Here is a 24,124-nt window from a genome sequence, read left to right on the forward strand (position 1 = left end):
TCCCGCCATGACCACAGCAGACCTTGGGCGTGGCCGACGGGTGGGCGTGCCCTCGACGGCGCTTTTCACGGACCAGTACGAGCTGACGATGCTGCAGGCGGCGCTGAAGGCCGGTACGGCCGGACGGCGCAGCGTGTTCGAGGTCTTCACCCGGCGGCTGCCGAACGGGCGCCGCTACGGCGTGGTGGCCGGCACCGGGCGGGTGCTGGACGCGGTGGAGAACTTCCGCTTCGAGCCGGACGTCCTCGCGTTCCTGCGCGAGAAGGACATCGTCGACGGGGCGACCCTGGACTGGCTGGCCGGCTACCGCTTCTCCGGTGACATCTGGGGCTACCCGGAGGGGGAGGTGTACTTCCCGGGCTCGCCGATCCTGCGGGTCGAGGGCAGCTTCGCGGAGTGCGTGCTCCTGGAGACGGTGATCCTGTCGATCCTCAACCACGACTCGGCGATCGCGGCCGCGGCGTCCCGGATGGCGTCGGCCGCCGGCGACCGGCCGCTGATCGAGATGGGCGCCCGGCGCACCCACGAGCTGGCGGCGGTGGCGGCCTCCCGGGCCGCCTACATCGGCGGTTTCTCCTCCACCTCCGACCTGGCGGCCGGGTTCCGCTACGACATCCCGACCGTGGGCACCTCCGCGCACGCCTTCACCCTGCTGCACGACAGCGAGCGGGACGCCTTCCGCGCCCAGGTGGACTCCCTCGGCGGCGGTACGACACTCCTGGTGGACACCTACGACGTGGCCGAGGCGGTCCGTACGGCCGTCGAGATCGCGGGGCCGGATCTCGGCGCCGTGCGCATCGACTCCGGGGACCTGCTGCTGGTGGCGCACCGGGTGCGGCAGCAGCTCGACGAGCTGGGCGCCACCGGTACGAAGATCACCGTGACCTCGGACCTGGACGAGTACGCCATCGCCTCGCTGGCGGCGGCGCCGGTGGACGCGTACGGGGTGGGGACGCAGCTCGTGACCGGCTCGGGGCACCCGACCGCCTCCATGGTCTACAAGCTGGTCGCCCGCGCCGAGTCCGCCGATCCCGCGGCGCCGCTGGTGCCGGTGGCGAAGAAGTCCACCGGCGGCAAGACCTCCGTCGGCGGCCGCAAGTGGGCGGCACGGCGGCTGGACGAGCACGGCGTCGCCGAGGCGGAGGTCGTCGGCACCGGCGAGGTCCCCGGGGAGCTGGCCGGACAGGCGTTGCTGGTGCCGCTGGTCGAGGGCGGCGAGGTGCTCGTCCGCGAGCCGCTGGACGTGGTCCGCGACCGGCACGCCGCCGCGCGTGCGGGACTGCCGCTGTCCGCGACGCAGTTGTCCCGGGGGGAACCCGTGCTTCCGACGGAGTACGCGCACGGGCCGTCGGGTAGCTAGAAGCGGTGCCCCTCACCGCGCCCCTGTCCGTGTCGTCCCCCGTTGCCTAGGCTCAGAAGCAGATCCGGGCGGGCCCCCTCCCCCACCCCACCCGACCGACCCCCTCATCGAAGGACACCGCCATGCGCCGCGCACTGATCGTCGTCGACGTGCAGAACGACTTCTGCGAGGGCGGCAGCCTCGCCGTGACCGGCGGGGCGGATGTGGCCGCCGCCATCACCGAGCTGATCGGCCAGGCCGCTTCGGCCGGCGGCTACCAGCACGTGGTCGCCACCCGCGACCACCACATCGCGCCCGGCGGGCACTTCGCCGACAACCCCGACTACGAGCGGTCCTGGCCCGCGCACTGTGTCGCCGGGACGGAGGGGGTCGGGTTCCACCCGAACTTCGCTCCCGCGGTGACGTCCGGGGCGATCGACGCGGTGTTCGACAAGGGCGCGTACGCGGCCGCCTACAGCGGGTTCGAGGGGACGGACGAGAACGGGACGCCGCTCGCTCGATGGCTGCGGGAGCGGGAGGTCGAGGAGGTGGACGTGGTGGGGATCGCCACGGACCACTGCGTGCGGGCCACCGCTCTGGACGCGGCGCGGGAGGGGTTCCGGACGCAGGTGCTGCTGGATCTGACGGCGGGGGTCGCGGCGGGGACGACCGAGCGGGCGCTGGAGGAGCTGCGCTCGGCGGGGGTGGAGCTGACCGGGAAGCCCGTCGTGCAGTGAGCACCGGCCCGGCCGGTGCGGTGAGCACCGGCCCGGCGCCGCGGGCCGCAACGCCCCCGGCCCACCCCCGCTCCGGGTGCGGACCGGTTATGCCTGGGCCCCCGTGGGGCGTCTCAGCAGGGCCTTGATCGGGTGCCAGAGTTCCACCGTCAGGGGGTCGGCTTCCGGTGCCGTGCGCCATATGAGGCCGTCGGGGTGGTGCAGGACCGCGGTGATCTCGTCGGGCGTCGGCGGGGCCGCGTTGCCCCGCAGGTAGATCGCCCGCAGGCCCAGGTTGCGCAGCCTGGTCAGGGCTCGGGCGCGGTTCTGGGCGTGGACGAGGACGCGGACCCCGGCGGGCGCGTCGGCGGCGGGGCTGGGCAGGTTCAGCGCCACGACCACCGTGCCGTTCGGCAGCTTGCAGAAACCTCCTGCGGCCATGCGGTCACACCCCCGTGTCAGCCGGTGTCGGGACAGGTGTCAATAAGAGAGTCACAGGAGGCACCTAAACACGGATCGGCGGTGACCCGCCAGGGGTCACCGCCGATCATGTTCTGACCTGCGAGGATGCTATTTACCTGCCGGCCGGTCCGACCTCGAGCTCGATCGTGGAGCCGTTCTTGGCCTCCTTGACGATCTTGATCTTGGTGTTGGTGTCAGTGACCTTGACACCGGCGGTCGGGTTCGACTCGTCGTAGTAGGTGTGGGTGCGGTCGTTGAAGACCGGCACACCCTTCGACGAGGGGATCCACGTCGCCACGCCCGCCTTGTGCAGCGTCAGCGAGTCGGTGCGGTACGTGCTGAACGGCGCGTCGTAGGTCTGGATGCGGTTGCGCATCAGCGTCCCGTCGGACCACTTCAGCTGGGCCGGGTGCGAGTCGATCGGCAGGAGCAGACCGGTACCCGGGTGCACGCTGGTGTTGTTGTCCTGCTGGGAGGTGTCCCACTTCCAGATCAGCAGACCGTTCTGGTACGGGAAGTGCTCCACCCAGTCCGGACGGCTGTTGGCGAACCCGAAGTTGTACGGGCCGACCTTCAGCGTCTTGTCGTACGACTCGTACTGCCGGTTCTCGGCGATGTAGTACTGCGCGTAGTCCTTGGTGAAGGAGCCGCCGATGCGGGAGAAGCCCTTCGCCGTCCAGGCGTCGTCGGCGGTCTCGGCGTTGTCCGTGAAGAGCGCGGTGCCGTCCGCCGTCACCGTGATCCGGTCGGCCGCGAAGCCCTTGAGGGCCACACCGCCGTCGGTCTGGTAGCGGAAGCGCAGGTCGATCTTCTTGCCCGCGTAGGCGTCCAGGGAGTACGCCAGCGGCTTGAAGCCGTCGACCGTGCCGTGCAGGGCCGGCTTGTCGCTGCCGTCGCGCGGGATCGGCTGACCGTCGACCGTGCCGTCCAGGGCGGTCCAGTTGGCACCGCCGTCGGTCGACGCCTCGGCGTAGAGGAAGTCGTAGTCGGCCTCGATCTCGTACCAGCCGTCGAGGGTCAGCTCGGCCGACGCCTTGCCGGTCAGGTCGACGCTGCGCGTCAGCGTGTTCCGCAGGTCGTCACCGCTGCCGCTCCACCACTGGGTCCGGCCCTCGGCCGGGGCGACCACCTCGGTGGTGACGGCCTTCTTCGGGAGCTGGACGACCAGCGCCTGCTTGTGCTTGGTGTTGTACTCGGCGAGGCCCAGCTTGTGCCAGGAGTTGACGCCGGCCTTGGCCGTGTCGTAGTTCAGCCAGCCGAGCTGCAGCTTGTCCCAGGCGGTCATGTCGCCCGGCAGGTCGCCGATCTCGTTCTTGCCTGTGCCCAGCCAGGAACCCGAGGACATCAGCGTCCAGAACCCGGTGGAGTTCTCGCCGCCCTGGGTGTCGTAGTGGTCCGGCAGGCCGAGGTCGTGGCCGTACTCGTGGGCGAAGACGCCGAGTCCGCCGTTCTCCGGCTGGATGGTGTAGTCGCCGACCCAGATGCCGGTGTCGCCGATCTGGGTGCCGCCGAGCTTGTTGTTCTCGGGGCCGGTGGCGCCGGCGTCGGTGCCGAAGGCGTACCAGCGGTGGGCCCAGATGGCGTCCTCGCCCTGGGCGCCGCCGCCCGCGGACTCGTCCTCGCCGGCGTGCACGATCTGGAAGTGGTCGATGTAGCCGTCGGGCTCGTTGAAGTCGCCGTCGCCGTCGAAGTCGTAGCGGTCCCACTCGTCGTACTGGGAGAGCCGGGCCTTGATCTGGGCGTCGCTCTGGCCGGCGGCCTTCTGCTCCGCGGCCCAGGCGGTCACGCCGTCCTGCACCGCGTACCAGGCGCAGTTGTCGGGCACGCACTTGTTGGAGCCGTAACGAGCCTCGTTGTAGGGCACCTTGACCCAGTCGGAGACCTCGCCGTCGACCGAGTAGCGGCCGGAGGACTGCTTCTCGAAGTACGTCTTGACCGAGTCGACGCCCTTGCCGGAACCGAAGTACAGGTCCTCGAAGTGCTGCTGGTCGTAGTCCTCCTGCCAGGCCGTGGAGTTGTCCACCTTGCGGTCCGGCTTGGCGATCTGGTTGTGCAGCGGGCCCGGGGTGCCGCCGTAGCGGCTGTCGATCTGGTCACCGAACTCGACCAGGATCGTGAAGATCTTGTCCGTCTTCTCGCGGCCGAGTTCGACGTACTTGGAGTCGCCCTTCTTGCCCTTGAGCTGGACGACCTTCGAACCCTCGCGGTCCTTGACCGAGGCTTTACCGGATATGACCTGGTTGAGGGCTTCCTCTCGCTGGGCCGCCTGCGTCTTGGAGAGCGGCCCCTCGAGGTCGTGCTCGACGTGGTGGCGCTCGGCCGGGTCGTGCCGTTCCACGGCGCCGGGCCGGTCGGCCTGGTCAGCCGTGTCGGCCTGTGCCACGGTGAACGCAGAGCAGGTGGCGGTGACCGCCGCGAGTGCCACGCCTGTCGCGGCCGCTCTGAACGTCCAGGGTCTACTGGTCACTTGAGATCCCCTCCCGCGTGCGTACGCGCGGCCGTAGGAGGTTCCGTCTGTGGAAGGTCCCGCACGCACGTGATCAACGCGTGTAGTCAAGTGACGACATTTGACTAGAGGTTCGGCAGAAAAAACAGACCTTGACTTGAACAAGTCAAGTGCACTATGCGGAGGCCCGGTTCGCTTACCGGACACGTCCGCGCGCACCCGGGCGGGCGCGTACGACCGTCCACGTGGTGGACGTCATGACTCCGTGCGCCCCCTGTGCACCGGCCCTGTCGGTCAGGTCACGCTTACCGCGCTTTCCGCTCGGGCACCCTCGCGGTTAGAGTCGCTTGGCGCAACGCCCTTGAACCGGCGGAAAAGCCAGGCCGACAGCCCCCGACTCCCGAGGACACGATGGCCATGCCCCGTCCTACTGTGGCTCAGTTCGCTTACGGCTCGTGCACCGTGATCTTCTCCACCCTCGCCATGCTGCTGTTGTCCGGCGCCAGTTCGGGCGCGGGCGTCGCGGTGGTCGCCGTGTCGGCACTCGCCCTGGGACTGCTGGTCGCCGTGACCGCCCCGCTGCCGGTGCCCCGGCGCTCCGCGGCGGTGGTACGGCCCGCGGCCCCGGCGCCGGTACGGGCCACCGTCCCCGCTCCGGCCCGCGGCCCGGTACGGGAGTCGGTGCGCGAGCCGGTGCGGGAGCGGGCCGCGTCCTGACCGGTTCTCCCGGCCGCCGGCGTCATCCGGTGCTGACCACCACGGTCTTGGCCGCCTTGTCGTGCAGGCCCTGCTTGTAGGGCCGGTCGAAGTAGCTCCAGCCGCCCGCGATGATGGTCCAGACGCAGGCGCAGCAGAACGCGAACGGCAGCCACAGCACGGCGGCCCGCATCAGCGAGGTCTGCACGGACGGGTTGGAACCGTCGGAGAGGTCGGCCACCCGCAGGTGCATCAGCCTCTTGCCCAGCGTCTGGCCGGTACGGGCGGTCAGGACGGTGTCGTAGGCGATGTAGAGCGCGGCGGCGACGGCGGACTGCACGAAGCCGTTGCCGACGTTGACGTTGTTGCCGTCGACGTTGTACTCGTTGACGCCGAACGGCCAGGTGAGCAGGAAGACGACGATGCCCACGAGGATCATGTCGATGATCCGGGCGAGCGTGCGCTTGGCGCTGTCGGCGAGCGGGGGCATGCCGGCCAGGGGGTCGGAGGGGCCTCCGGGGGCGCCCCCGTAGGGGCTGCCTCCGCCGAACGGGCCGCCTCCCGGAGGGCCGCCGTACGGGGAACCGCCACCGCCGTAGGGGTCGCCGCCGCCCGCGGGGCCGCCGCCGTACGGGGAGCCGCCGTACGGGGAGCCGGGGCCGCCCGGCGGGGGGTGCTTCTTGAACGGGTCGTCGTCCGGCGGCTGCTGACCGGAGCCGGGGGGCGGTTCGGTGGTCATGCACCCGAGTCGACCGCGAACCCCGCCGCCTCGCATCCGGCGAGCCGCCGTCCGGAGTACCGGACGTGGCGCGCGCCTCCCGGCGGACCGGTCCGCGGATCAGCCGGCGACGAACGTGTGCGCGGCCTTGTCGTGCCAGCACTGCCGCCACGGCTTGTCGAACAGGCACCACAGGACGCCGACGACACCGATGACGAGCAGCCCGGGAACGCTGTAGACGAGCCAGCGGCGCAGGGCCGCGCCGAAGCCGGGGGCATCGTGGCCCTCGATGTCCCGCACGTCCAGGCCCAGCAGCTTCTTGCCCAGGGTGCGCCCCCACTTGACGGTGGGCAGCACCTCGTAGAGGACCCCGGTGAGCAGGAGGACGGCGAGGACGATGCCGAGGTGGACCGAGGTCGTGCCGTCGAGGAGCCAGACCCTGACCGTCTCGCCGGACAGCTTGGCCGCCTCGATCTTCGCGTCGATGTGGTCCATCGCGGCCATGCCGAGCGGCACGGCGGCCGCGGCGGTGACGGCGCCGACGACGAGTGTGTCCAGCAGCCGGGCGGCCAGCCGCTTGCCGAGCGCGGCGGGGCGGGCCTCGGCCTGGCGGCGGGCGGCGGCCTGGAACGGGTCGTCCACCGGCGGCTTCCACGGCGTGACCGGCGGATCCTCGCCCCCGGCGAGCCGGTGCACCTGCTGCGCCCAGGAGGACTGACCGCCGCCGGAGCCGCTCGTCAGGGGCGCGGAGCCGGACGCGGGGGCAGGGGCGGCGGGGGTGGGAGCGGGGCCTGCGGGAGCGGCTGCGGCGGGAGCCGCCGTCTGCGGGGGGACGGCCGGTGCGGTGGCCCGCTGCGGTCCGGAGTGGGCCGGGGCGGCCGGGGCGGCGGCGCGGGCGGCCGCGGCCTTGCCGGCACCGAAGCCGGGGCGTGCGGAGGCGGTGCCCTGTCCGCTGCCCCGCCCCTGGTTCCGCTCGCCCGCGCGCGGGGCGACGGCCCGGAAGGTCATCGTGCCCTCGTCCTCGGCACCGGCGCCGGCCGCCTGCCGGTCGCCCGCACCGGGCCTGCGGAACACGAAGGTGCCCGCGCCGGACGGTCCCGTGCCCGGGTCCGGGGTGTCCGCGGCCGGGGCTTGCGGGGCGGACGGCGCGGCCGGGTGCGGCACGCGCGGGTCGGCGCCCCAGGAGACCCTGCGGTCCTGGTCACCGCCGAAGCCGGACTGGTGGGAGCGGTCCGCGCCCCAGGCCGAGGCGGGTTCGGGCCGGCTGCCGTGCTGCGCCTCGGCCGGGGACGCGGCGGCGGGCGGGAACGGAGCGGCGGCGGGCGACGGGTGCGCCGGTTCGTCCACCGGGTCCTCGTCGAAGAAGTGCGGGCCGGTCTCCTCGACGGAGGGCGGCACCGGGGCCGCGCCGGAGGGCGCCGCGAGCGGCTCGCCGTCCTCGGGCGCCGGGCGGCTGGTGCCGGGGACCCAGGAGGCGCCGTTCCAGTACCGGACATATCCGGGGATGGAAGGGTCCGGGTAGTACCCTTCGCGGGGCCTGTCGTCACCGGGGGCCGGGGTTGGGGCACTCATTCCGTCGTCCCGTATCTGCTCGATGGGGTGGGTCGGGGGGACCACATCTATCAGACGGGCGGCGCCCTGACCGCCCGTCCGGCCGGACCCCACCCCTTTCGGGCACCTTCGGGTCAGAAGAGCTTGCCCGGGTTCAGAATGTCGAGCGGATCGAAGACCTTCTTGACGGCCCGCTGCATCTCCACGCCCACCGGGCCGAGTTCACGCGCCAGCCACTCCTTCTTGAGCACGCCCACGCCGTGCTCGCCGGTGATGGTGCCGCCGAGTTCCAGACCGAGCGCCATGATCTCGTCGAAGGACTCCCGGGCCCGGCGCGACTCCTGCGCGTCGGTGGCGTCGAAGCAGACCGTCGGGTGCGTGTTGCCGTCGCCCGCGTGCGCGACGACGCCGATGGTCAGCCGGTACTTCTCGGAGATCCGCTCCACGCCGTCGATGAGTTCGCCGAGCTTCGAGCGGGGCACGCACACGTCGTCGATCATCGTGGTGCCCTTGACCGCCTCCAGCGCGACCAGCGACATCCGCCGTGCCTGGAGGAGCAGTTCGGACTCGGCGGCGTCCTCGGCCGGGACGACCCGGGCGGCCCCGGCCGCCTCGCACAGGGCGCCGACGGCGGCGAGGTCCGCCGCGGGGTCGGTGGTGTCGAAGGCGGCCAGCAGCAGCGCCTCGGTGGACTCCGGCAGGCCCATGCGGGCCATGTCGTTGACCGCCTTGACCGTCGTGCGGTCCATGAGCTCGAGGAGTGAGGGCACGTGGCCGCCCGCCATGATGCGGCACACGGCGTCGCAGGCGGCGGCGCCGGAGGAGAACTCGGCGGCCAGCACCAGCCGTGCGGGCGGCTTGGGCCGCAGGGCGAGGACCGCGCGGACGACGATGCCGAGGGAGCCCTCGGAGCCGACGAACAGACGGGTCAGGTCGTACCCGGCGACGCCCTTGGCGGTGCGGCGGCCGGTGGACATCAGGCGGCCGTCGGCGAGGACGACGTCCAGGCCGAGGACGTACTCCGCCGTCACGCCGTACTTCACGCAGCACAGCCCGCCCGACGCGGTGCCGATGTTGCCGCCGATCGTGCAGGTCTCCCAACTGGAGGGGTCCGGCGGGTAGTACAGGCCGTGCTCGCCGACGGCGCGGGCGAGGGCGGCGTTGACCACGCCGGGTTCGACGACGGCGATCCGGTCGACCGGGCTGATCTCCAGGATGCGGTCCATCCGGGTCAGGGAGAGCACGACGCAGCCGTCGGTGGCGTTGGCGGCGCCGGACAGTCCGGTGCGGGCGCCCTGCGGGACGACCGGGACGCGCAGTTCGGTGGCGGTGCGCATGACGTGCTGGACCTGTTCGACCGTGCGCGGCAGCACGACCGCCGCGGGGCTGCCGGCCGGGCAGAAGCTCGCCATGTCGTGGGCGTAGGAGGCCGTGACGTCGGGGTCGGTGAGGACGGCGTCCGCGGGCAGTCCGCCGAGCAGCCGGTCGACGAGGGGGCTGCCGGCCGTCACCGTGTCTGCATCGCTTCGCGCTTCGATACGGCTCATGATCACAGCGTGGCACCCGGGGCCATCGGTGTGAACCCCGTGTACGGCAGCCGCGTCACCTCGGGGTGTGATCATCGTACGTACGCGGGGTGTGACGCACAGTGTGCTCCATGGACGACAAGCCGTGTGAGCCCCGCCGGCGGGCGCGCCGCCGGGCACTGCTCGCCTCCGCCGCAGGATGTGCCGCGCTGGGCGGGGTGCTGGTGCTGCTGCCGTGGGGCGGGACCACGCCGCCCGAGCAGACCCCCGAGGCGCGGGCGCTGGCCGCGGTGAACAGCGGGGTACCGGCCGCTCTGGCGGACCTGGAGGCGCTGGCCGGGGACCGGGAGCGGCGCCTGAAGCGGCACCCCGGGGACGCCGCGGCCTGGGCGGAGCTCGGCTCGGCCCGGGTGGCACAGGGACTGCGGCGGGCGGACCCGGCGTACTGGTCACGCGCCGAGAAGGCGCTGCGCACCTCACTGGAACTGCGGCCGGAGGGCAACGCCCCGGCGCTGCGGGGGCTCGCGGCGCTGGCGAACGCGCGGCGGGACCACGCCGGGGCGCGCACGTGGGGCGAGGCGGCGCGGAAGCTGGAGCCGGCGCGGTGGACGACGTACCCGCTGCTCATCGAGGCGTCGGCGGGACTCGGGGACGACGAGGAGACGGGGAAGCTGCTGGAGCGGCTCACCGGGCTGCGCACCGGTCCCGCGGTGATGGCGCGGGCGGCGGCCGTCTACCGGGACCGGGGCTGGCGGGAGGACGCGGCGGCGAAGCTCGCGGACGCGGCCTCGGCCGCCGGGGAGCCGGCCGAGCGGGCGGCGTACCTGGAGCGGGCCGGGCAGCTCGCCTGGGAGCGCGGCGACCGGGAGGACGCGCTGCGGCACTTCCGGGAGGCGGTGCGGACCGACCCCGACCAGCGGGCGGCGCAGGCCGGCCAGGGCAGGGCACTGGCGTCACTGGGGCGGATGTCGGAGGCGCTGAGCGCCTACCGGACGGCGCTGGCGAAACAGCCGCGACCGGAGTACGCGCTGGAACTGGGCGAGCTGTACGAGTCGCTGGGGCTGAAGCAGGCGGCCCAGGTGCAGTACCGGGTGCTGCGGGAGCGGGTGCGGGCGGCAGCGGCGCACGGGGCGGACGAGTCGCTGGTGCTGGGGCGGTTCGAGGCGGACCACGGGGACGCGGCGGGTGCCGTGCGGCGGCTGCGTGCGGCGTGGGAGCGGGGGCCGTCGACGGAGGTGGCGGACGCGCTGGGGTGGGCGCTGCACCGCGCCGGGGAGCACGAGGAGGCGCTGCCGTTCGCCGTGCGGGCGACCGAGGGGACTCAGGGCGGGGGCGTGCGCAGTGCGCTGTACGTGTTCCACCGGGGGATGATCGAGCGGTCGCTGGAGCGGTACGGGGCGGCGCGGCGGCATCTGAAGGAGGCCCTGCAGATCAACCCGTGGTTCTCCCCGCTGGGCGCGCCCCGGGCGGAAGCCGCGCTGGCCCGCCTGGGCGAACCCGCCCTGCAGGCGGGACCCGAGTCCTCCTGACCCCCGCGGCCCGAGCGAAGCCGAGCGGGGGCGGGCGCGACGCCGCCTTGTGAGCGCCGAGCCGCGCAGCACCCCCGACGGTGTCGCCGGGGGTGGGTGGCGCAGGGGTGGGGTTACAGGTTGCCGCGCTTGGCCTGTTCGCGTTCGATCGCTTCGAACAGGGCCTTGAAGTTGCCCTTGCCGAAGCCCATGGAGCCGTGGCGTTCGATGAGTTCGAAGAAGACCGTCGGACGGTCCTGGACCGGCTTGGTGAAGATCTGCAGCAGGTACCCGTCCTCGTCGCGGTCGACGAGGATCTTCAGCTCGCGCAGCGTCTCCACCGGCACCCGCGTCTCCCCCGCCCACTCGCCGAGGGTGTCGTAGTACGAGTCGGGGGTGTCCAGGAACCGGACGCCGGCCGCGCGCATCTGGCGGACGGTCTGCACGATGTCGTTGGTGTTCAGCGCGATGTGCTGGACGCCCGCGCCGCCGTAGAACTCCAGGTACTCGTCGATCTGGGACTTCTTCTTGGCGATGGCGGGCTCGTTGATCGGGAACTTGACCTTGAGCGTGCCGTCGGCGACCACCTTCGACATCAGCGCGCTGTACTCGGTGGCGATGTCGTCCCCCACGAACTCCTTCATGTTCGTGAAGCCCATGACCTTGTTGTAGAACTCCACCCACTCGTTCATCCGGCCGAGCTCGACGTTGCCGACGCAGTGGTCGACGGCCTGGAAGGAGCGCTGGGCCGGCGGCTCGACGATCGGGTCGGCGGCCACGTAACCGGGCAGGTAGGGGCCGTCGTAACCGGAGCGGTCGACCAGCGTGTGGCGGGTCTCGCCGTACGTGGCGATCGCGGCCAGGACGACGGTGCCGTGCTCGTCCTTCAGCTCGTACGGCTCGGCCACCGAGCGGGCGCCGTGCTCGACGGCGTAGGCGTAGGCGGCGCGCGCGTCCGGGACCTCGATGGCGAGGTCGACCACGCCGTCGCCGTGCGCCGCCACGTGGCCGGCGAGGAAGGCGCCCCACTCGGTGGACTGCTTGATCACCGAGGTGAGGACGAAGCGGGCGGAGCCGCTCTCGAGGACGTAGGAGGCGGTCTCGCGGCTGCCGTTCTCCGGTCCGGAGTAGGCGACCAGCTTCATGCCGAAGGCGGTGGAGTAGTAGTGCGCCGCCTGCTTGGCGTTGCCCACGGCGAAGACGACCGCGTCCATTCCCTTGACCGGGAAGGGGTCGGCCTGCCGGGCGGTCGCTGCGGGAGTGTGGTCTGTGGTCTGCGTCATAGGTGCAGGGTGGGCCAGCCCTGCAAGGTGCGCAATAGTTTGCCTGTTCGCTGGGCAATGTGTTCAGCCGTACGCCCGCCCGTGCGGGCTTTCTGTACAGGATGACCATCGGGGAGGCCGGTATGGCGATCGATCATCTGGACGGGCGGATCATCCTGCTGCTGGCGCGGGAGCCGCGGATCGGGGTGCTGGAGATGTCCCGCCGGCTGGGGGTGGCGCGCGGCACGGTGCAGGCCCGCCTGGACCGGCTTCAGTCGAACGGAGTCATCCGCGGATTCGGCCCCGAGGTGGATCCCGCGGCCCTCGGCTACCCGGTCACGGCGTTCGCCACGCTGCAGATCCGGCAGGGTCAAGGAGCCGACGTACGGGCCCACTTGGCGGGCGTTCCGGAGGTGCTGGAGCTGCACACCACGACCGGCACCGGGGACATGATGTGCCGGCTGGTGGCCCGCTCCAACGCCGATCTCCAGCGGGTGATCGACCGCGTGGTCGGCTTTGATGGCATCGTCCGGGCCTCCACGGCGATCGTCATGGAGAACCCCGTTCCGCTGCGGATCATCCCGCTGGTGGAGCAGGCCGCGCTCGGCGAGTGACCCGACCTGGCCGAGCTGGGGTGAGCCGTTGTGAACTTCTGGCAGTACCTGGGGAGCCGGCATCAGCAGATCCTCGTCGACGCCTACCAGCACGCCAGCGTCGTCTTCCAGTGCATGGTGGTGGCGACGCTGCTCGGCGTGGTGATCGGGGTGGTCACCTACCGCAGCGAGTGGGCGGGCAACCTCGCCACGGTCACCACCGCCACCCTGCTGACCATCCCGGCGCTGGCCATGATCGGTCTGCTGATCCCGATCGTGGGGCTCGGGGTGCCGCCGACGGTGATCGCGCTGACGCTGTACGGACTGCTGCCGATCGTGCGGAACGCGATCGTGGGCCTGCGCGGGGTCGACCCGTCGCTGGTGGACGCGGCGAAGGGGATCGGGATGTCGCGCGCGGCCCGGCTGACGCGGGTGGAACTGCCGCTGGCGTGGCCGCCGATCCTGACCGGGATCCGGGTCTCCACCCAGATGCTGATGGGCATCGCGGCCATCGCCGCCTACGCCTCCGGTCCCGGCCTGGGCAACCTGATCTTCCGCGGGATCGCCTCGCTGGGCAGCTCCAACGCGCTGAACCAGGTGCTCGCCGGCACCCTCGGGATCATCGTCCTTGCCCTGCTGTTCGACGCCGCGTACGTCCTGATCGGGCGGCTGACCATTCCCAGGGGGATCCGTGCCTGATCCCGTAGCCGGCCCCGCGACGCCGGAGGCGGAGCGCCGCTCCGTCGGGGCGACCATCGAGCTGGAGGGTCTGACCAAGCGGTATCCGGGCAGTGCGCTGCCGGCCGTGGACAACGTCAGCATGGACTTCAGGGAGGGCGAGACGGTGATCCTCGTCGGCCCGTCGGGCTGCGGGAAGTCCACCCTCCTGAAGATGATCAACCGGCTGATCGAGCCGACGTCCGGCCGGATCCGCATCGGCGGCGAGGACGTCACCGACATGGACCCGGTGCGGCTGCGCCGCAAGATCGGGTACGCGATCCAGGCCAGCGGGCTGTTCCCGCACATGACGGTGGCGCAGAACATCGCCCTGGTGCCGAGGATGCTGCGCTGGCCGGCGGCCCGGGTGCGGGCGCGGGTGGAGGAGATGCTGGACCTGGTCGGCCTGGACCCGGGCGAGTTCCACGGCCGCTATCCGCGTCAGCTCTCCGGCGGACAGCAGCAGCGGGTGGGCGTGGCGCGGGCGCTGGCGGCGGACCCGCCGGTGCTGCTGATGGACGAGCCGTTCGGCGCGGTGGACCCGATCACCCGGGACCACCTCCAGGACGAGCTGATCCGGCTCCAGCGGGAGCTGCACAAGACGATCGTGTTCGTCACCCACGACTTCGACGAGGCGATCAAGCTCGGCGACCGGATCGCGGTGCTGCGCGAACGCTCCCACATCGCGCAGTTCGACACCCCGGAGGCGATCCTCACCCACCCCGCCGACGACTTCGTGTCCGGCTTCGTCGGCGCGGGAGCGGCCCTGAAGCGGCTCAACCTGACCCGGGTGCGGGACGTGGGGATCACCGACTGTCCGACGGTGAGCGTCGACGACCCGCTCCAGGACATCGTCGACAGGCTCCGCTCCGCCGGCACCAACGAGGTGCTGGTGCTCGACAAGCGGGGCCGCCCCTACAAGTGGCTGCGGCGCGGCGACATGACGCGCGCCGAGGGCTCCCTGGCCCGGGCCGGCACGCTGGTGGGCGACACGGTGACGCAGGACGCGACCCTGCGGGACGCACTGGAGGCGGTGCTCACCGACAACACGGGCCGGGTCCCGGTCACCGGCCGGCGCGGCGCGTACGAGGGTGTCGTGGACGTGGAGACGCTGATGAACTCCGTGCACGAACTGCTGGAGGCGGACCGGCTGGAGGCGCGGGAGGCGCAGGCCGGCCTGCAGGACCAGCAGGCCTCGCAGACGCACGCCGAGCAGGAGGGCTCCGAAGGGGAGGCGAAGGCGTGAGTACCTCTGCCGGGCGGTGGCCCGAGGGCGGGCACGCCACGAAGGACCCGGTCCCGCGCGACGGGGACGACGGGACGTCCGGCGACGGCACCGGGGCCGCTCCCCGCCCCGCGGGCGTCCGGCGCCCCCGGGTGACCTGGCGGAAGCTGACGTTCCTGCCGGCGGTGCTGATCGCCGTACTGCTCGCGACCTGGCTGTGGTTCGAGCAGGCGGACCTCGACGCGCTCACCCGGAACGCGCTGTCCGACGGGCGGGTGTCCAAGGCCCTGTGGCAGCACATCGAACTCACCGTGATCTCCACGTTCTTCGTGCTGATCATCGCGATCCCGCTGGGCATCCTGCTGACCCGTCCGCTGTTCCGCAGGGCCTCCCCGGCCGCGATGGCGCTCGCCAACATGGGCCAGGCGACCCCGGCGATCGGTCTGCTGGCGCTGCTGGTGATCTGGCTGGGCATCGGCCGCAGGGCCGCCCTGATCGGCATCATCGCCTACGCCGTGCTGCCCGTGCTGTCGAACACCATCACCGGCCTGAAGGCCAACGACCCGACGCTGCTGGAGGCGGCGCGCGGCATCGGCATGTCCCCCCTGGGCGTGCTCGCGCGGGTGGAGCTGCCGCTGGCCGTCCCGCTCATCCTCGCCGGTGTGCGCACGGCACTCGTGTTGAACGTCGGCACGGCGACGCTCGCCACGTTCGGCGGCGGTGGAGGGCTCGGCGTGCTGATCACCACCGGGATCACCAGTCAGCGGATGCCGGTGCTGGTGGTGGGCTCGATCCTCACCGTGGCGCTCGCGCTGCTGGTGGACTGGCTGGCCTCGCTGGTGGAACTGCTGCTGCGGCCGCGGGGACTGGAGGCGGGGCCATGAGGAGCGCACGTACCGGTGTCCGCCTGTTCCTGGCCGGGGTGCTGCTGGCGATGGCCCCGGCGTGCGGGCTGACCAGCGGCTCGCCGATGGTCGACGACGTGGAACCCGGTTCGGTCGGTGCGGGCAAGCCGCTGGAGGGTGCGAAACTCACCGTCACCTCCAAGGAGTTCACCGAGCAGCTGATCCTCGGCGCGATCATGGGCATCGCCTTCCAGGCGGCCGGCGCGGAGGTGATCGACCGGACCGGCATCCAGGGGTCGGTGGGCTCCCGGGAGGCCGTCGTCAACGGCGACGCGGACGCCGGGTTCGAGTACACGGGCACCGCGTGGATCACGTACCAGGGCAACAGCAAGCCGATCCCCGATCCGCGCGAGCAGTGGCTGGCGGTGCGGGACGCGGACGTGAAGGAAGGCGTGACCTGGCTGGAGCCGTCGGAGCTCAACAACACCTACGCGCTGGCCATGAACCAGGCGAACTTCGAGAGGTACGGCACCCGGACCCTCTCCGAGGTGGCCGAGCTGGCGAAGTCCGACCCGGGTGCGGTGACGCTGTGCGTGGAGGGCGAGTTCGCCAACCGGGCGGACGGCCTGCCGGGCATGGAGAAGGCGTACGGCATGAGCATCCCGGCGGGCAACGTCACGCAGATGGACACCGGGATCATCTACACCCAGACCGCCGACGGCGCCTGCACCTACGGGGAGGTCTTCACCACCGACGGGCGCATCAAGTCCATGAACCTGGTGGTGATGGAGGACGACCGGAAGTTCTTCCCCAACTACAACGCGGCACCGACGGTCAACTCCGGCACGTTCGAGAAGTGGCCGGCCATCGCCGAGGTCCTCGCCCCCGTCACCGAGAGGCTGGACAACGACGTGGCGCAGACGCTGAACGCGAAGGTGGACGTCGACGGGGAGGACCCGCACCAGGTGGCGCTGGACTGGATGGTGGCGGAAGGGTTCGTCAAGGAGGGCTAGGACCGGCGGCTCTAGCAGCTCGGCACCTCGCCGGTGCCCTTCTCCAGGTCGACCAGCGCCTGCACGGCGCCCTTGAGGGTGGTGACGGGGATCAGGCGCAGGCCCTCGGGGAGTTCCGTGCGCGCGTCGGCGCACTCGGCCTTCGGGACCAGGAAGACGGTGGCGCCGTCACGCCGGGCCGCCTGGGTCTTCAGGGGGACGCCGCCGACCGCGCCGACGGTGCCCCTCTCGTCGATCGTGCCGGTCCCGGCGACGACCCGGCCGCCGGTGAGGTCGCCGCCGCTGCCGTCGCCGTTCAGCTTGTCGACGATGCCGAGGGAGAACAGCAGGCCGGCGCTGGGGCCGCCGACGTCGGCGAGCTTCAGGGTGACGTCGATGTTCTCGCCGGCGCGGTTCAGGTAGTTCAGCGCGGCCCGGGTCGCCTCGTCCTGGGACTGCTCCATCTGCTCCCGGTTGTACCGCTCGATCTCCTCGACGTCGTCGCCGCTGGGGTAGACCGAGTCACGGGGCATGACGGCCTGGTCGGTGCTGAACCAGCTGTCGATCACGTCCGGGAGGCCGACGCGGGTGTCCGGGGAGGTCGCCTCGATGGTCGTCATCCGCAGCTGACCGCTGGTCTCCCGCACGGGCGCGCCGGAGATGGTGATGACCTGCGCCCCCTTGTTCTCGCCGAGCACGTCCGCGGTCATGCCGGGCTGCGCGACGGAGAAGGGCAGAGGCGCGAAGGCGGCGGTGGCCAGCAGGGCCGCCGCGGGGACGGCCAGGGCGGCCACTGTCTGGGGACGCGTGAGGCGGGAGAGCACGAAGTCATCGTAGCCGCGGGCGGCCCGGGCCCGACGGCCCGCGGTCCGCCCACCTCAGCGCAGGGCCTCGGCGACCTCCCGCGCCGCGTCCATCACCCGCGTGCCGACCCGCTCCGGTACGACGTCCGCCAGCATGACGACGCCCACGCTGCCCTCGACACCCGTGACCCCCAGCAGCGGCGCCGCGGCCCCGCACGCGCCCGCCTCCAGCTCGCCGTGCGTCAGCGTGTACCCGGGGTCGTCCGCCGACTGCTGCCGGGCGGACAGGATCGCCTTGCCCGCGGCCCCCCGCTCCAGCGGATGCCGGAAGCCGGCCCGGTAGGCCACGTGGTAGTCCGTCCACGACGGCTCCACCACCGCCACCGCCAGCGCCTCCGCCCCGTCCACCAGGGTCAGGTGCGCGGTCGCGCCGATGTCCTCCGCCAGCGACCGCAGCGCCGGCATCGCGGCCTCCCGCACCAGCGGGTGCACCTGCCGGCCGAGCCTGAGCACACCGAGTCCGACCCGGGCCCGCCCGCCCAGGTCACGGCGTACCAGCGCGTGCTGCTCCAGCGTGGCGAGCAGCCGGTACACGACGGTGCGGTTCACGCCCAGTTTGTGGGACAGCTCGGTGACGGTCAGCCCGTGGTCCGTGTCGGCGAGCAGTTTGAGGACCCGTAGTCCCCTGTCGAGCGTCTGAGAGGTCTCCGCGGTCACGACGCCCACTCCTTCAGTGGTGAGGTCGGCGGTCCTCGCGCGGCGGATGCGTCACCGAGTCCCGTCGGTCACGCGCCTCAGAGGCCGCCGATCGGCCGGCGGCCCGGCGGGTGTCCCCGGGCACGGTCGCTTCACGGCTGCGCTCCGCGGCGGCGCTGCCACGGGGCGTGTGCGTTGCGGGGACAGTAGCGAGCCGGTCCGGTGAGCGGAAGCCTCCGTCCAGAATCCGGGCATCCCGAACCGGAAGTGGTTCCGTTTGTCCTCATACGTCCACGCGGTGTCATCGCATGCGTGTGGCCCACTCCTGCACCTTTTCGATCCGCTGGCGCAGCTGTCCCGCGGTGGCCTCGGCGGAGGGCGGGCCACCGCAGACCCGGCGCAGCTCGGTGTGGATGACGCCGTGCGGTTTGCCGCTCTGGTGGACGTAGGCGCCGACGAGGTTGTTGAGCCGCTTGCGCAGCTCCATCATCTCCTTGTGGGAGACCACCGGGCGCCGCTCGGCGGGCATCTCGAGGAGGTCCGCCTCCTCGGCGGGCTTCTTGCGGCTGTGCGCGATCTGCCGGGCCTGCCGCTTCTGCAGCAGCAGCTGCACCTGGTCGGGTTCGAGGAGTCCGGGAATGCCGAGGTAGTCCTGCTCCTCCTCGCTGCCGGGGTGGGCCTGCATGCCGAACTCGGCGCCGTTGTACATCACCCGGTCGAAGACGGCGTCGGACTCCAGCGCCTCGAAGGGCAGCATGTCCTGCTCGCCGGTGTCCTCGTCCTGCTCCCGGTTCGCCTCCTCCATCTCCTTCTCGGATTCGGCGTACGGGTCCTCCTCACCGTCCTTCTTCGGCTTGTCGAGGACGTGGTCGCGCTCGCGCTCCATCTCATTGGCGAAGCCGAGCAGGTCCGGGATGGTCGGCAGGAAGACGGACGCGGTCTCGCCGCGCCGCCGCGACCGTACGAAACGGCCGACGGCCTGGGCGAAGAACAGGGGGGTGGAGATGGTGGTGGCGTACACGCCGACCGCGAGGCGCGGGACGTCGACACCCTCGGACACCATGCGGACGGCGACCATCCAGCGGTCGTCGCCGCCGCTGAAGTCGTCGATCCGCTTCGAGGCGCCGGTGTCGTCGGACAGCACGAGGGTGGCCTTGTGGCCGGTGATGTCGCGGATCAGCTTGGCGTAGGCGCGGGCGGACTCCTGGTCGGAGGCGATGACGAGGGCGCCGGCGTCCGGGATGGCCTTGCGGACCTCGGTGAGCCGCTGGTCGGCGGCGCGCAGCACGGACGGCATCCACTCGCCGCGCGGGTCGAGCGCGGTGCGCCAGGCCTGGCTCACCGCGTCCTTGGTCATGGGCTCGCCGAGGCGGGCGGCGATCTCGTCACCGGCCTTGGTGCGCCAGCGCATGGTGCCGCTGTACGACATGAAGATGACCGGGCGGACGACGTTGTCGGCGAGGGCGGAACCGTAGCCGTAGGTGTAGTCGGCGGACGAGCGCCGGATCCCGTCGTCGCCCTCCTCGTACGTCACGAACGGGATGGGGTTGGTGTCGGAGCGGAACGGCGTACCGGTCAGCGCGAGCCGCCGGGTGGCCGGCTCGAACGCCTCCAGGCAGGCCTCGCCCCAGGACTTGGAGTCACCGGCGTGGTGGATCTCGTCGAGGATGACGAGGGTCTTGCGCTGCTCGACCCGGTTGCGGTGCAGCATGGGGCGCACACCGACACCGGCGTAGGTGACGGCGACGCCGTCGTACTCCTTGCCGAGCGGGCCCGCGCTGTACTCGGGGTCGAGCTTGATGCCTATCCGCGCGGCGGCCTCGGCCCACTGCTTCTTCAGGTGCTCGGTCGGCGCGACGACGGTGACCTGCTGCACGACGTGGTGGTGCAGCAGCCAGGAGGCCAGGGTCAGCGCGAAGGTCGTCTTGCCGGCGCCGGGCGTGGCGACCGCCAGGAAGTCCCGGGGCTGTGCCTGGATGTACTTGTCCATCGCCCCCTGCTGCCAGGCCCGCAGCTTGCCGGCGGTGCCCCAGGGGGCACGGCCGGGGAAGGCCGGGGAGAGGTGGTGCGAGTGGGACGCGGTGCCGGCGGTGGTAGTCACGATCTCCGTGGGGGGTGGTTCGGGGACGGCGCATCTGCCGAGGACGACCGGGCCACCCTACCGATGGCCCGGCACCGTCAACGCCGGTACCGGGTCGCGCCACCCGGGGGTGGGACCGAGGTCACAGTCAGCGCGCGAAGCCCGGCAACGTGACGCGATCTTGGGGACCTCCAGCGCGCCCTGACAGACATCCAGCACGAAGCGCTCTGCCTCGTCCACGTCGAAGTCCGCGTCCAGTGGATGTCCGCTCATGTGGAGAAAGACCCAGGTCCCGTACCAGGCGAGACGCTTGTTCCCGTCAACGAGGGCGTGATTGCGAGCGAGGGACTCCATGAGCGCCGCGGCCTTGTGCCACACGTCCGGATACGCATCCTGCCCGAACACGCTCGACTGAGGCCGTGCCAGCGCCGAGTCCAACAGCCCGTAATCGCGTACCTCGTCCGCCCCGAGCCGCTTCGCGAGGTTCAGCAGCTCGGGCAACGTGAGGTAGTGCATCAGGCGAGCCTCCGGTTCAGCTCCGCACTGGCCTTCAGCACATGGTCGGCCGCCTCGTTGAACAGACGCGAATGTTCGTTTATGGCCGAGATCACGGCATCGTGGGCGAAGGCCTGCATGCTGCGCCCTTCCGCTGTGGCGCGCTCGCGCAGGGCGTCGAGTTCTTCCTCGGTAAACCGCAGGTTCAGTCCAGCCATGACGTCGACGGTACTACGTGGTACCACGCGGTGTCATGTCGTCGCGGGACGCACCCGCGTCGCCACCCACACCCCCGCCAGGGCCACCGCCGCCATCGGCAGGAAGACGGCGACGAAGGCGGCCGGGTGGGAGCCGGTGGCCCCCGTGGCCACGTGGCTGACCGTGCCGCCGCCGAGGGCCGCGAAGGCGGCGCCGCCCGCGGCGAGGAGGACGACGTTGGAGAGGCCGTCGGAGATCTGGAGGGCCGCGGAGTTGGTGCCGGCCTCGGCGGGGGCGGAGAGCTGGAGCAGCAGGACGCTGGTGGAGGAGATCACCAGGCCCATGCCGAGACAGCCGAAGGCCCAGGCGACCGCCAGCGTCCAGGCGGGCACCGCCTCGATCAGCACGGTCGGGGCCGCCGCGATGGCCGCCGCCACCAGGAGCATGCCGAGGGCCATCAGGCGTTCCCGGTACGGCTCCAGCCGGGGCCGGGACTGGATCCAGGAACCCAGCGCCCAGGTGCCGCCGCCCGCCGCGAGGGAGAAGCCCGCCATCGTCGGGCTGAGGCCCCGCTGGGTGACCAGCATCAGCGGGACGAAGGACTCGGCCGCGATGAAGGAACCGGCGGCCACACCGCGCAGCAGCACCACCGACGGCAGTCCGCGCGCCGCCCGGTAGGTGCCGCGCGGGAGCAGACCCAGCACGGCCGGGACGAGCAGGGCCGCGCCGAGCGCGCCCGGCAGGAGGGACAGCCAGCGCAGGTCCTGGGCGGCGTACTGGAGGAGCCCGGCGCCGAAGGAGATCGCCAGGGCCAGGCGGATGCGGCGGCCGTCGAAGGAGGCCGGGGCGTCGGCGGGCTCGCCCACCGGGCCGGAGGCGAGGCGGCGTATCTGCGGCAGGGCGAGCGCCAGCGGGAACACCACGAGGACCGGTATGCCGAGGAACACCCACCGCCAGCCGATGTGCTCCGTCACGGCGCCGGAGGCGAGGGGGCCGACGATCGAGGGGACGACCCAGCTCGCCGCGAACGCGGCCATGATCGCCGGACGCAGCCGTTCCGGGTAGGCGCGTCCGACGATGACGTACAGCGCGACGATCACCAGGCCGCCGCCGAGCCCCTGCACGGCCCGCCCCAGGATGAACAGCCACATCGCCCCGGCCGTCCCGGCGAGCAGCAGGCCGGCCGCGAAGGAGGAGATGCCCCAGGTCAGCGGGGCGAGCGGGCCGCGCCGGTCGGACCACTGGCCGGACAGCACCATGCCGAACAGGCTCGTGGTGAAGTACCCCGAGAACGCGAACGCGTAGAGCGACACCCCGTCCAGCTCGCGCGCCGCGACCGGCATCGCCGTACCCACCGCCGTCGCCTCGAAGGCGATCAGCAGCACGACGGAGACGACCCCGATGCTCAGCGCCCGGTAGGGGCGGCTCAGCACGGTGTCGTCGGGGGCGGGGGCCGGTGCGAGGGCGTCGGCGGGCTCGGCGACATCGGTGTCGCGCGGGTTCGGGGCGGTCATGACCGCCAGAGTAAGGTGCACGCGCCGCTTTGACGCCTGTCGGGGGTCGGGACCGGCACCGGGACCTTGGTCGTAGGACCGGGGCCGCGCGCTCGTCGGACCGGGGCCGCGCCCGTTCATGAACGGCGTGTGGCAGTCCCGTTGCGGCACCCGGTTTTCCCTTGAGCACCGCTTCCGTCCCGCCGTACGGTCGTCACACCGGTTCGGAACGGCGGGGCGCCGCAGGGCGCTTCGCCCCCGACACGGCCGTGTGCCCGAGTGGCCCAGGGACTCGCCTGCAAAGCGAGGTACGCGGGTTCGATTCCCGCCACGGCCTCCCACGCGGCGGGGCGCTCCCCGGAGCGCCCCGCCCTCCCGCCTCAGAGCACGCCGCCCGCCTCGTCCTGGAAGAGCTGCGTCCAGTAGTGCCAGTCCGTGTCGGGGGTGGTGCCGGTGGGGTCGATGGAGGACAGGACCTGGATCATCGTCAGCGCGAGCTGGTCGTAGGTGTCGCTGGTCAGGGCGTGGCCCGACGCCTCGTCGAGGGAGCGCTCCCGGTGCAGGAGCCAGAGCGTGAAGGCGAGCGTGGAGATGTCCGTGTTGAGGGGGCGGAGGACCTCCTCCGCCTCGCTCCAGCTGAGGACCGCGCCCGTGGTGCCGTCGACGACCAGGCCGTGGTCCTCGACCAGGTGGCCGAGCCGGACCAGCCGCGCGGCGCGGGCGTGGGGAAGGGCGGCGGGGAGCTCGCCCCGGCAGTCGTCGGCGTAGTACTCCGCCAGCGTGCGCAGCGGCAGGTCGGTGTCCAGGGAGAACAGGAAGCCGTCCTCCGGCAGGCCCGTCTCGCGCAGGAAGCGGCGGGTCGGCTCGTGCGTGAGCGTCGACGGGAAGTCGACCTCCTCGAAGCGGACGACGCCGCCCCGGCCGAACTCCTCGTCCAGCAGGCGCAGGGGCAGGTCCAGGGCCAGGCCGGATGCCGTCCCGGGTCCCGCCACCAGGGCCAGGGGCCGGATCAGGGCGGCCATCCGCCAGAACGGGGCCGGCTCGCCGCCGTCCGCGCCCTCCTCGAAGACCGCCAGCAGCTGCCGGGAGGCCTCCGCGACCGCCTTGGTGCCGTACCGGCCGGCGTAGGCGGCGAACTGGCCGCGCAGTCCCGCCAGTTCGTCCGTCGCGGCGGCGAAGCGCACCAGCGTCGGCAGGGACGGGGCGAGCGGACGGCAGTCCATCAGGTCCGGGCGGTCGTGGAAGAAGTACGCCGTGGAGACCTCACCGGTCGCGCCGTCGAGCAGCACCGACTCCGTCTCCAGGCCGGCCGGACCCGCCAGCCCGCCTATGACCAACTGGTCCCGCAGCCGGGCCGGCAGCCGGTCGCCGGGGTCGGCCGTCGAGTCGGCCACGGTGTGCGGGCCGCCCCGCCGGGCCAGCTCGGCGAAGCTGAACAGGCCGCTGTCCGTGGGCAGTCCGGGTCCGGTCAGCCAGCGGCGGGTGGACGCGTGGGTGATGAAGGGATCGAGGTCGGCGTCGGTGAGTGTGATCGCCGTGGCGACAACGGTGTCGGTCGTGCTCATGATTCCCCCGCGATACGTGTGCTCGGTCCCGGGTCCGCGAATGTCCCGCCCGGGCAGGACGGCAGGGGCCCTTCCGGGCCCGGCGGCCGTCCCCCACTGATCGCCACACTACGCGGCACCACTGACAACGGCCCCGATCCCGGGGCGCACCGAACGCGACGCCCCGTCACCTCTCAGGACGCGCGGGCGACCGCTCGC

21 protein-coding genes, 1 tRNA gene and 1 pseudogene are annotated in these 24,124 nt (G+C 72.3%); 10 read left to right on the plus strand and 13 right to left on the minus strand.

Annotated features, from left to right (window positions below):
- The first annotated feature begins 7 nt into the window (after positions 1–7).
- Entirely contained in the window at positions 8–1,360 is a 1,353-nt protein-coding gene (locus ACZ6A9_RS21485; RefSeq protein WP_468987692.1) for a nicotinate phosphoribosyltransferase, read from the plus strand.
- Positions 1,361–1,482: 122 nt separating this feature from the next.
- Positions 1,483–2,076 (plus strand): isochorismatase family protein, encoded by a 594-nt coding sequence (locus ACZ6A9_RS21490; RefSeq protein WP_468987694.1) that lies wholly within the window; start codon positions 1,483–1,485, stop codon positions 2,074–2,076.
- Positions 2,077–2,163: 87 nt separating this feature from the next.
- Here ACZ6A9_RS21490 and ACZ6A9_RS21495 read toward each other — a convergent pair whose 3' ends face one another.
- Both ACZ6A9_RS21495 and ACZ6A9_RS21500 read right to left on the minus strand, forming a co-directional pair.
- Positions 2,164–2,496, minus strand: coding sequence for a hypothetical protein (locus ACZ6A9_RS21495; protein ID WP_468987696.1), 333 nt, complete (start codon positions 2,494–2,496; stop codon positions 2,164–2,166).
- 133 nt (positions 2,497–2,629) lie between these two features.
- On the minus strand, positions 2,630–4,984 hold the full coding sequence (locus ACZ6A9_RS21500; RefSeq protein WP_468987697.1) for an immune inhibitor A domain-containing protein: 2,355 nt from the start codon (positions 4,982–4,984) through the stop codon (positions 2,630–2,632).
- Positions 4,985–5,374: 390 nt separating this feature from the next.
- Between ACZ6A9_RS21500 and ACZ6A9_RS21505 the strand changes: the two genes are divergently transcribed.
- Positions 5,375–5,680, plus strand: a complete 306-nt coding sequence (locus tag ACZ6A9_RS21505; protein WP_468987698.1) for a hypothetical protein — start codon at positions 5,375–5,377, stop codon at positions 5,678–5,680.
- 22 nt (positions 5,681–5,702) lie between these two features.
- Here the strand turns inward: ACZ6A9_RS21505 and ACZ6A9_RS21510 are convergent, their stop codons facing one another.
- The 3 genes from ACZ6A9_RS21510 to ACZ6A9_RS21520 all read right to left on the minus strand — a co-directional run bounded on the left by ACZ6A9_RS21510 (position 5,703) and on the right by ACZ6A9_RS21520 (position 9,481).
- Entirely contained in the window at positions 5,703–6,398 is a 696-nt protein-coding gene (locus tag ACZ6A9_RS21510) for an RDD family protein (RefSeq protein WP_468987700.1), read from the minus strand.
- A gap of 99 nt (positions 6,399–6,497) precedes the next feature.
- A complete protein-coding gene (locus ACZ6A9_RS21515) occupies positions 6,498–7,949 on the minus strand; it encodes an RDD family protein (RefSeq protein WP_468987701.1) in 1,452 nt (483 codons plus the stop codon).
- Positions 7,950–8,062: 113 nt separating this feature from the next.
- On the minus strand, positions 8,063–9,481 hold the full coding sequence (locus ACZ6A9_RS21520) for an FAD-binding oxidoreductase (RefSeq protein WP_468987703.1): 1,419 nt from the start codon (positions 9,479–9,481) through the stop codon (positions 8,063–8,065).
- A 104-nt stretch (positions 9,482–9,585) separates the two neighbouring features.
- Here ACZ6A9_RS21520 and ACZ6A9_RS21525 point away from each other — a divergent pair, with 104 nt between their 5' ends.
- On the plus strand, positions 9,586–10,983 hold the full coding sequence (locus tag ACZ6A9_RS21525) for a tetratricopeptide repeat protein (RefSeq protein WP_468987704.1): 1,398 nt from the start codon (positions 9,586–9,588) through the stop codon (positions 10,981–10,983).
- Between the two features lie 113 nt (positions 10,984–11,096).
- On the opposite strand, the gene hppD is transcribed toward ACZ6A9_RS21525, so the two are convergent.
- Positions 11,097–12,245 (minus strand): 4-hydroxyphenylpyruvate dioxygenase, encoded by a 1,149-nt coding sequence (gene hppD / locus ACZ6A9_RS21530; protein ID WP_468987706.1) that lies wholly within the window; start codon positions 12,243–12,245, stop codon positions 11,097–11,099.
- 122 nt (positions 12,246–12,367) lie between these two features.
- On the opposite strand from hppD, the gene ACZ6A9_RS21535 reads away from it, so the two are divergent.
- The 5 genes from ACZ6A9_RS21535 to ACZ6A9_RS21555 are packed head-to-tail and all read left to right on the plus strand — an operon-like array spanning position 12,368 to position 16,617.
- Positions 12,368–12,838, plus strand: a complete 471-nt coding sequence (locus tag ACZ6A9_RS21535) for an Lrp/AsnC family transcriptional regulator (RefSeq protein WP_189561365.1) — start codon at positions 12,368–12,370, stop codon at positions 12,836–12,838.
- Positions 12,839–12,868: 30 nt separating this feature from the next.
- Positions 12,869–13,516 (plus strand): ABC transporter permease, encoded by a 648-nt coding sequence (locus ACZ6A9_RS21540; RefSeq protein ID WP_468987709.1) that lies wholly within the window; start codon positions 12,869–12,871, stop codon positions 13,514–13,516.
- Positions 13,509–14,780: a betaine/proline/choline family ABC transporter ATP-binding protein gene (locus ACZ6A9_RS21545; RefSeq protein WP_468987711.1), complete on the plus strand. Its 1,272-nt coding sequence runs from the start codon at positions 13,509–13,511 to the stop codon at positions 14,778–14,780. The genes ACZ6A9_RS21540 and ACZ6A9_RS21545 overlap by 8 nt, the downstream gene beginning before the upstream one ends.
- Positions 14,777–15,643 carry an ABC transporter permease gene (locus tag ACZ6A9_RS21550; protein ID WP_468987713.1) on the plus strand — a complete coding sequence of 289 codons (867 nt, stop codon included), beginning with the start codon at positions 14,777–14,779 and terminating at the stop codon, positions 15,641–15,643. Before ACZ6A9_RS21545 ends, ACZ6A9_RS21550 begins: the two co-directional genes overlap by 4 nt.
- Complete coding sequence (locus ACZ6A9_RS21555) at positions 15,640–16,617, plus strand: glycine betaine ABC transporter substrate-binding protein (protein WP_468987715.1); 978 nt, start codon at positions 15,640–15,642, stop codon at positions 16,615–16,617. The genes ACZ6A9_RS21550 and ACZ6A9_RS21555 overlap by 4 nt, the downstream gene beginning before the upstream one ends.
- Before the next feature lie 11 nt (positions 16,618–16,628).
- Here ACZ6A9_RS21555 and ACZ6A9_RS21560 read toward each other — a convergent pair whose 3' ends face one another.
- The 6 genes and pseudogenes from ACZ6A9_RS21560 to ACZ6A9_RS21585 all read right to left on the minus strand — a co-directional run bounded on the left by ACZ6A9_RS21560 (position 16,629) and on the right by ACZ6A9_RS21585 (position 22,382).
- Positions 16,629–17,420, minus strand: coding sequence for a S16 family serine protease (locus ACZ6A9_RS21560; protein WP_468987717.1), 792 nt, complete (start codon positions 17,418–17,420; stop codon positions 16,629–16,631).
- 54 nt (positions 17,421–17,474) lie between these two features.
- Positions 17,475–18,116: a helix-turn-helix domain-containing protein gene (locus ACZ6A9_RS21565; RefSeq protein ID WP_228970148.1), complete on the minus strand. Its 642-nt coding sequence runs from the start codon at positions 18,114–18,116 to the stop codon at positions 17,475–17,477.
- A gap of 280 nt (positions 18,117–18,396) precedes the next feature.
- Positions 18,397–20,199 (minus strand): DEAD/DEAH box helicase, encoded by a 1,803-nt coding sequence (locus ACZ6A9_RS21570; RefSeq protein WP_468987826.1) that lies wholly within the window; start codon positions 20,197–20,199, stop codon positions 18,397–18,399.
- A gap of 124 nt (positions 20,200–20,323) precedes the next feature.
- Positions 20,324–20,691, minus strand: a pseudogene (locus ACZ6A9_RS21575) (type II toxin-antitoxin system death-on-curing family toxin).
- Complete coding sequence (locus ACZ6A9_RS21580) at positions 20,691–20,888, minus strand: hypothetical protein (protein WP_215207059.1); 198 nt, start codon at positions 20,886–20,888, stop codon at positions 20,691–20,693. The pseudogene ACZ6A9_RS21575 and the gene ACZ6A9_RS21580 overlap by 1 nt, the downstream one beginning before the upstream one ends.
- Before the next feature lie 33 nt (positions 20,889–20,921).
- Positions 20,922–22,382 (minus strand): MFS transporter, encoded by a 1,461-nt coding sequence (locus ACZ6A9_RS21585; RefSeq protein WP_468987719.1) that lies wholly within the window; start codon positions 22,380–22,382, stop codon positions 20,922–20,924.
- A 244-nt stretch (positions 22,383–22,626) separates the two neighbouring features.
- Between ACZ6A9_RS21585 and ACZ6A9_RS21590 the strand changes: the two genes are divergently transcribed.
- A tRNA-Cys gene (locus ACZ6A9_RS21590) sits at positions 22,627–22,698 on the plus strand.
- 43 nt (positions 22,699–22,741) lie between these two features.
- Here the strand turns inward: ACZ6A9_RS21590 and ACZ6A9_RS21595 are convergent.
- Complete coding sequence (locus ACZ6A9_RS21595; protein WP_468987720.1) at positions 22,742–23,926, minus strand: SUKH-4 family immunity protein; 1,185 nt, start codon at positions 23,924–23,926, stop codon at positions 22,742–22,744.
- Positions 23,927–24,124: the final 198 nt, after the last annotated feature.

The organism is Streptomyces sp. NPDC041124, from assembly GCF_055592385.1.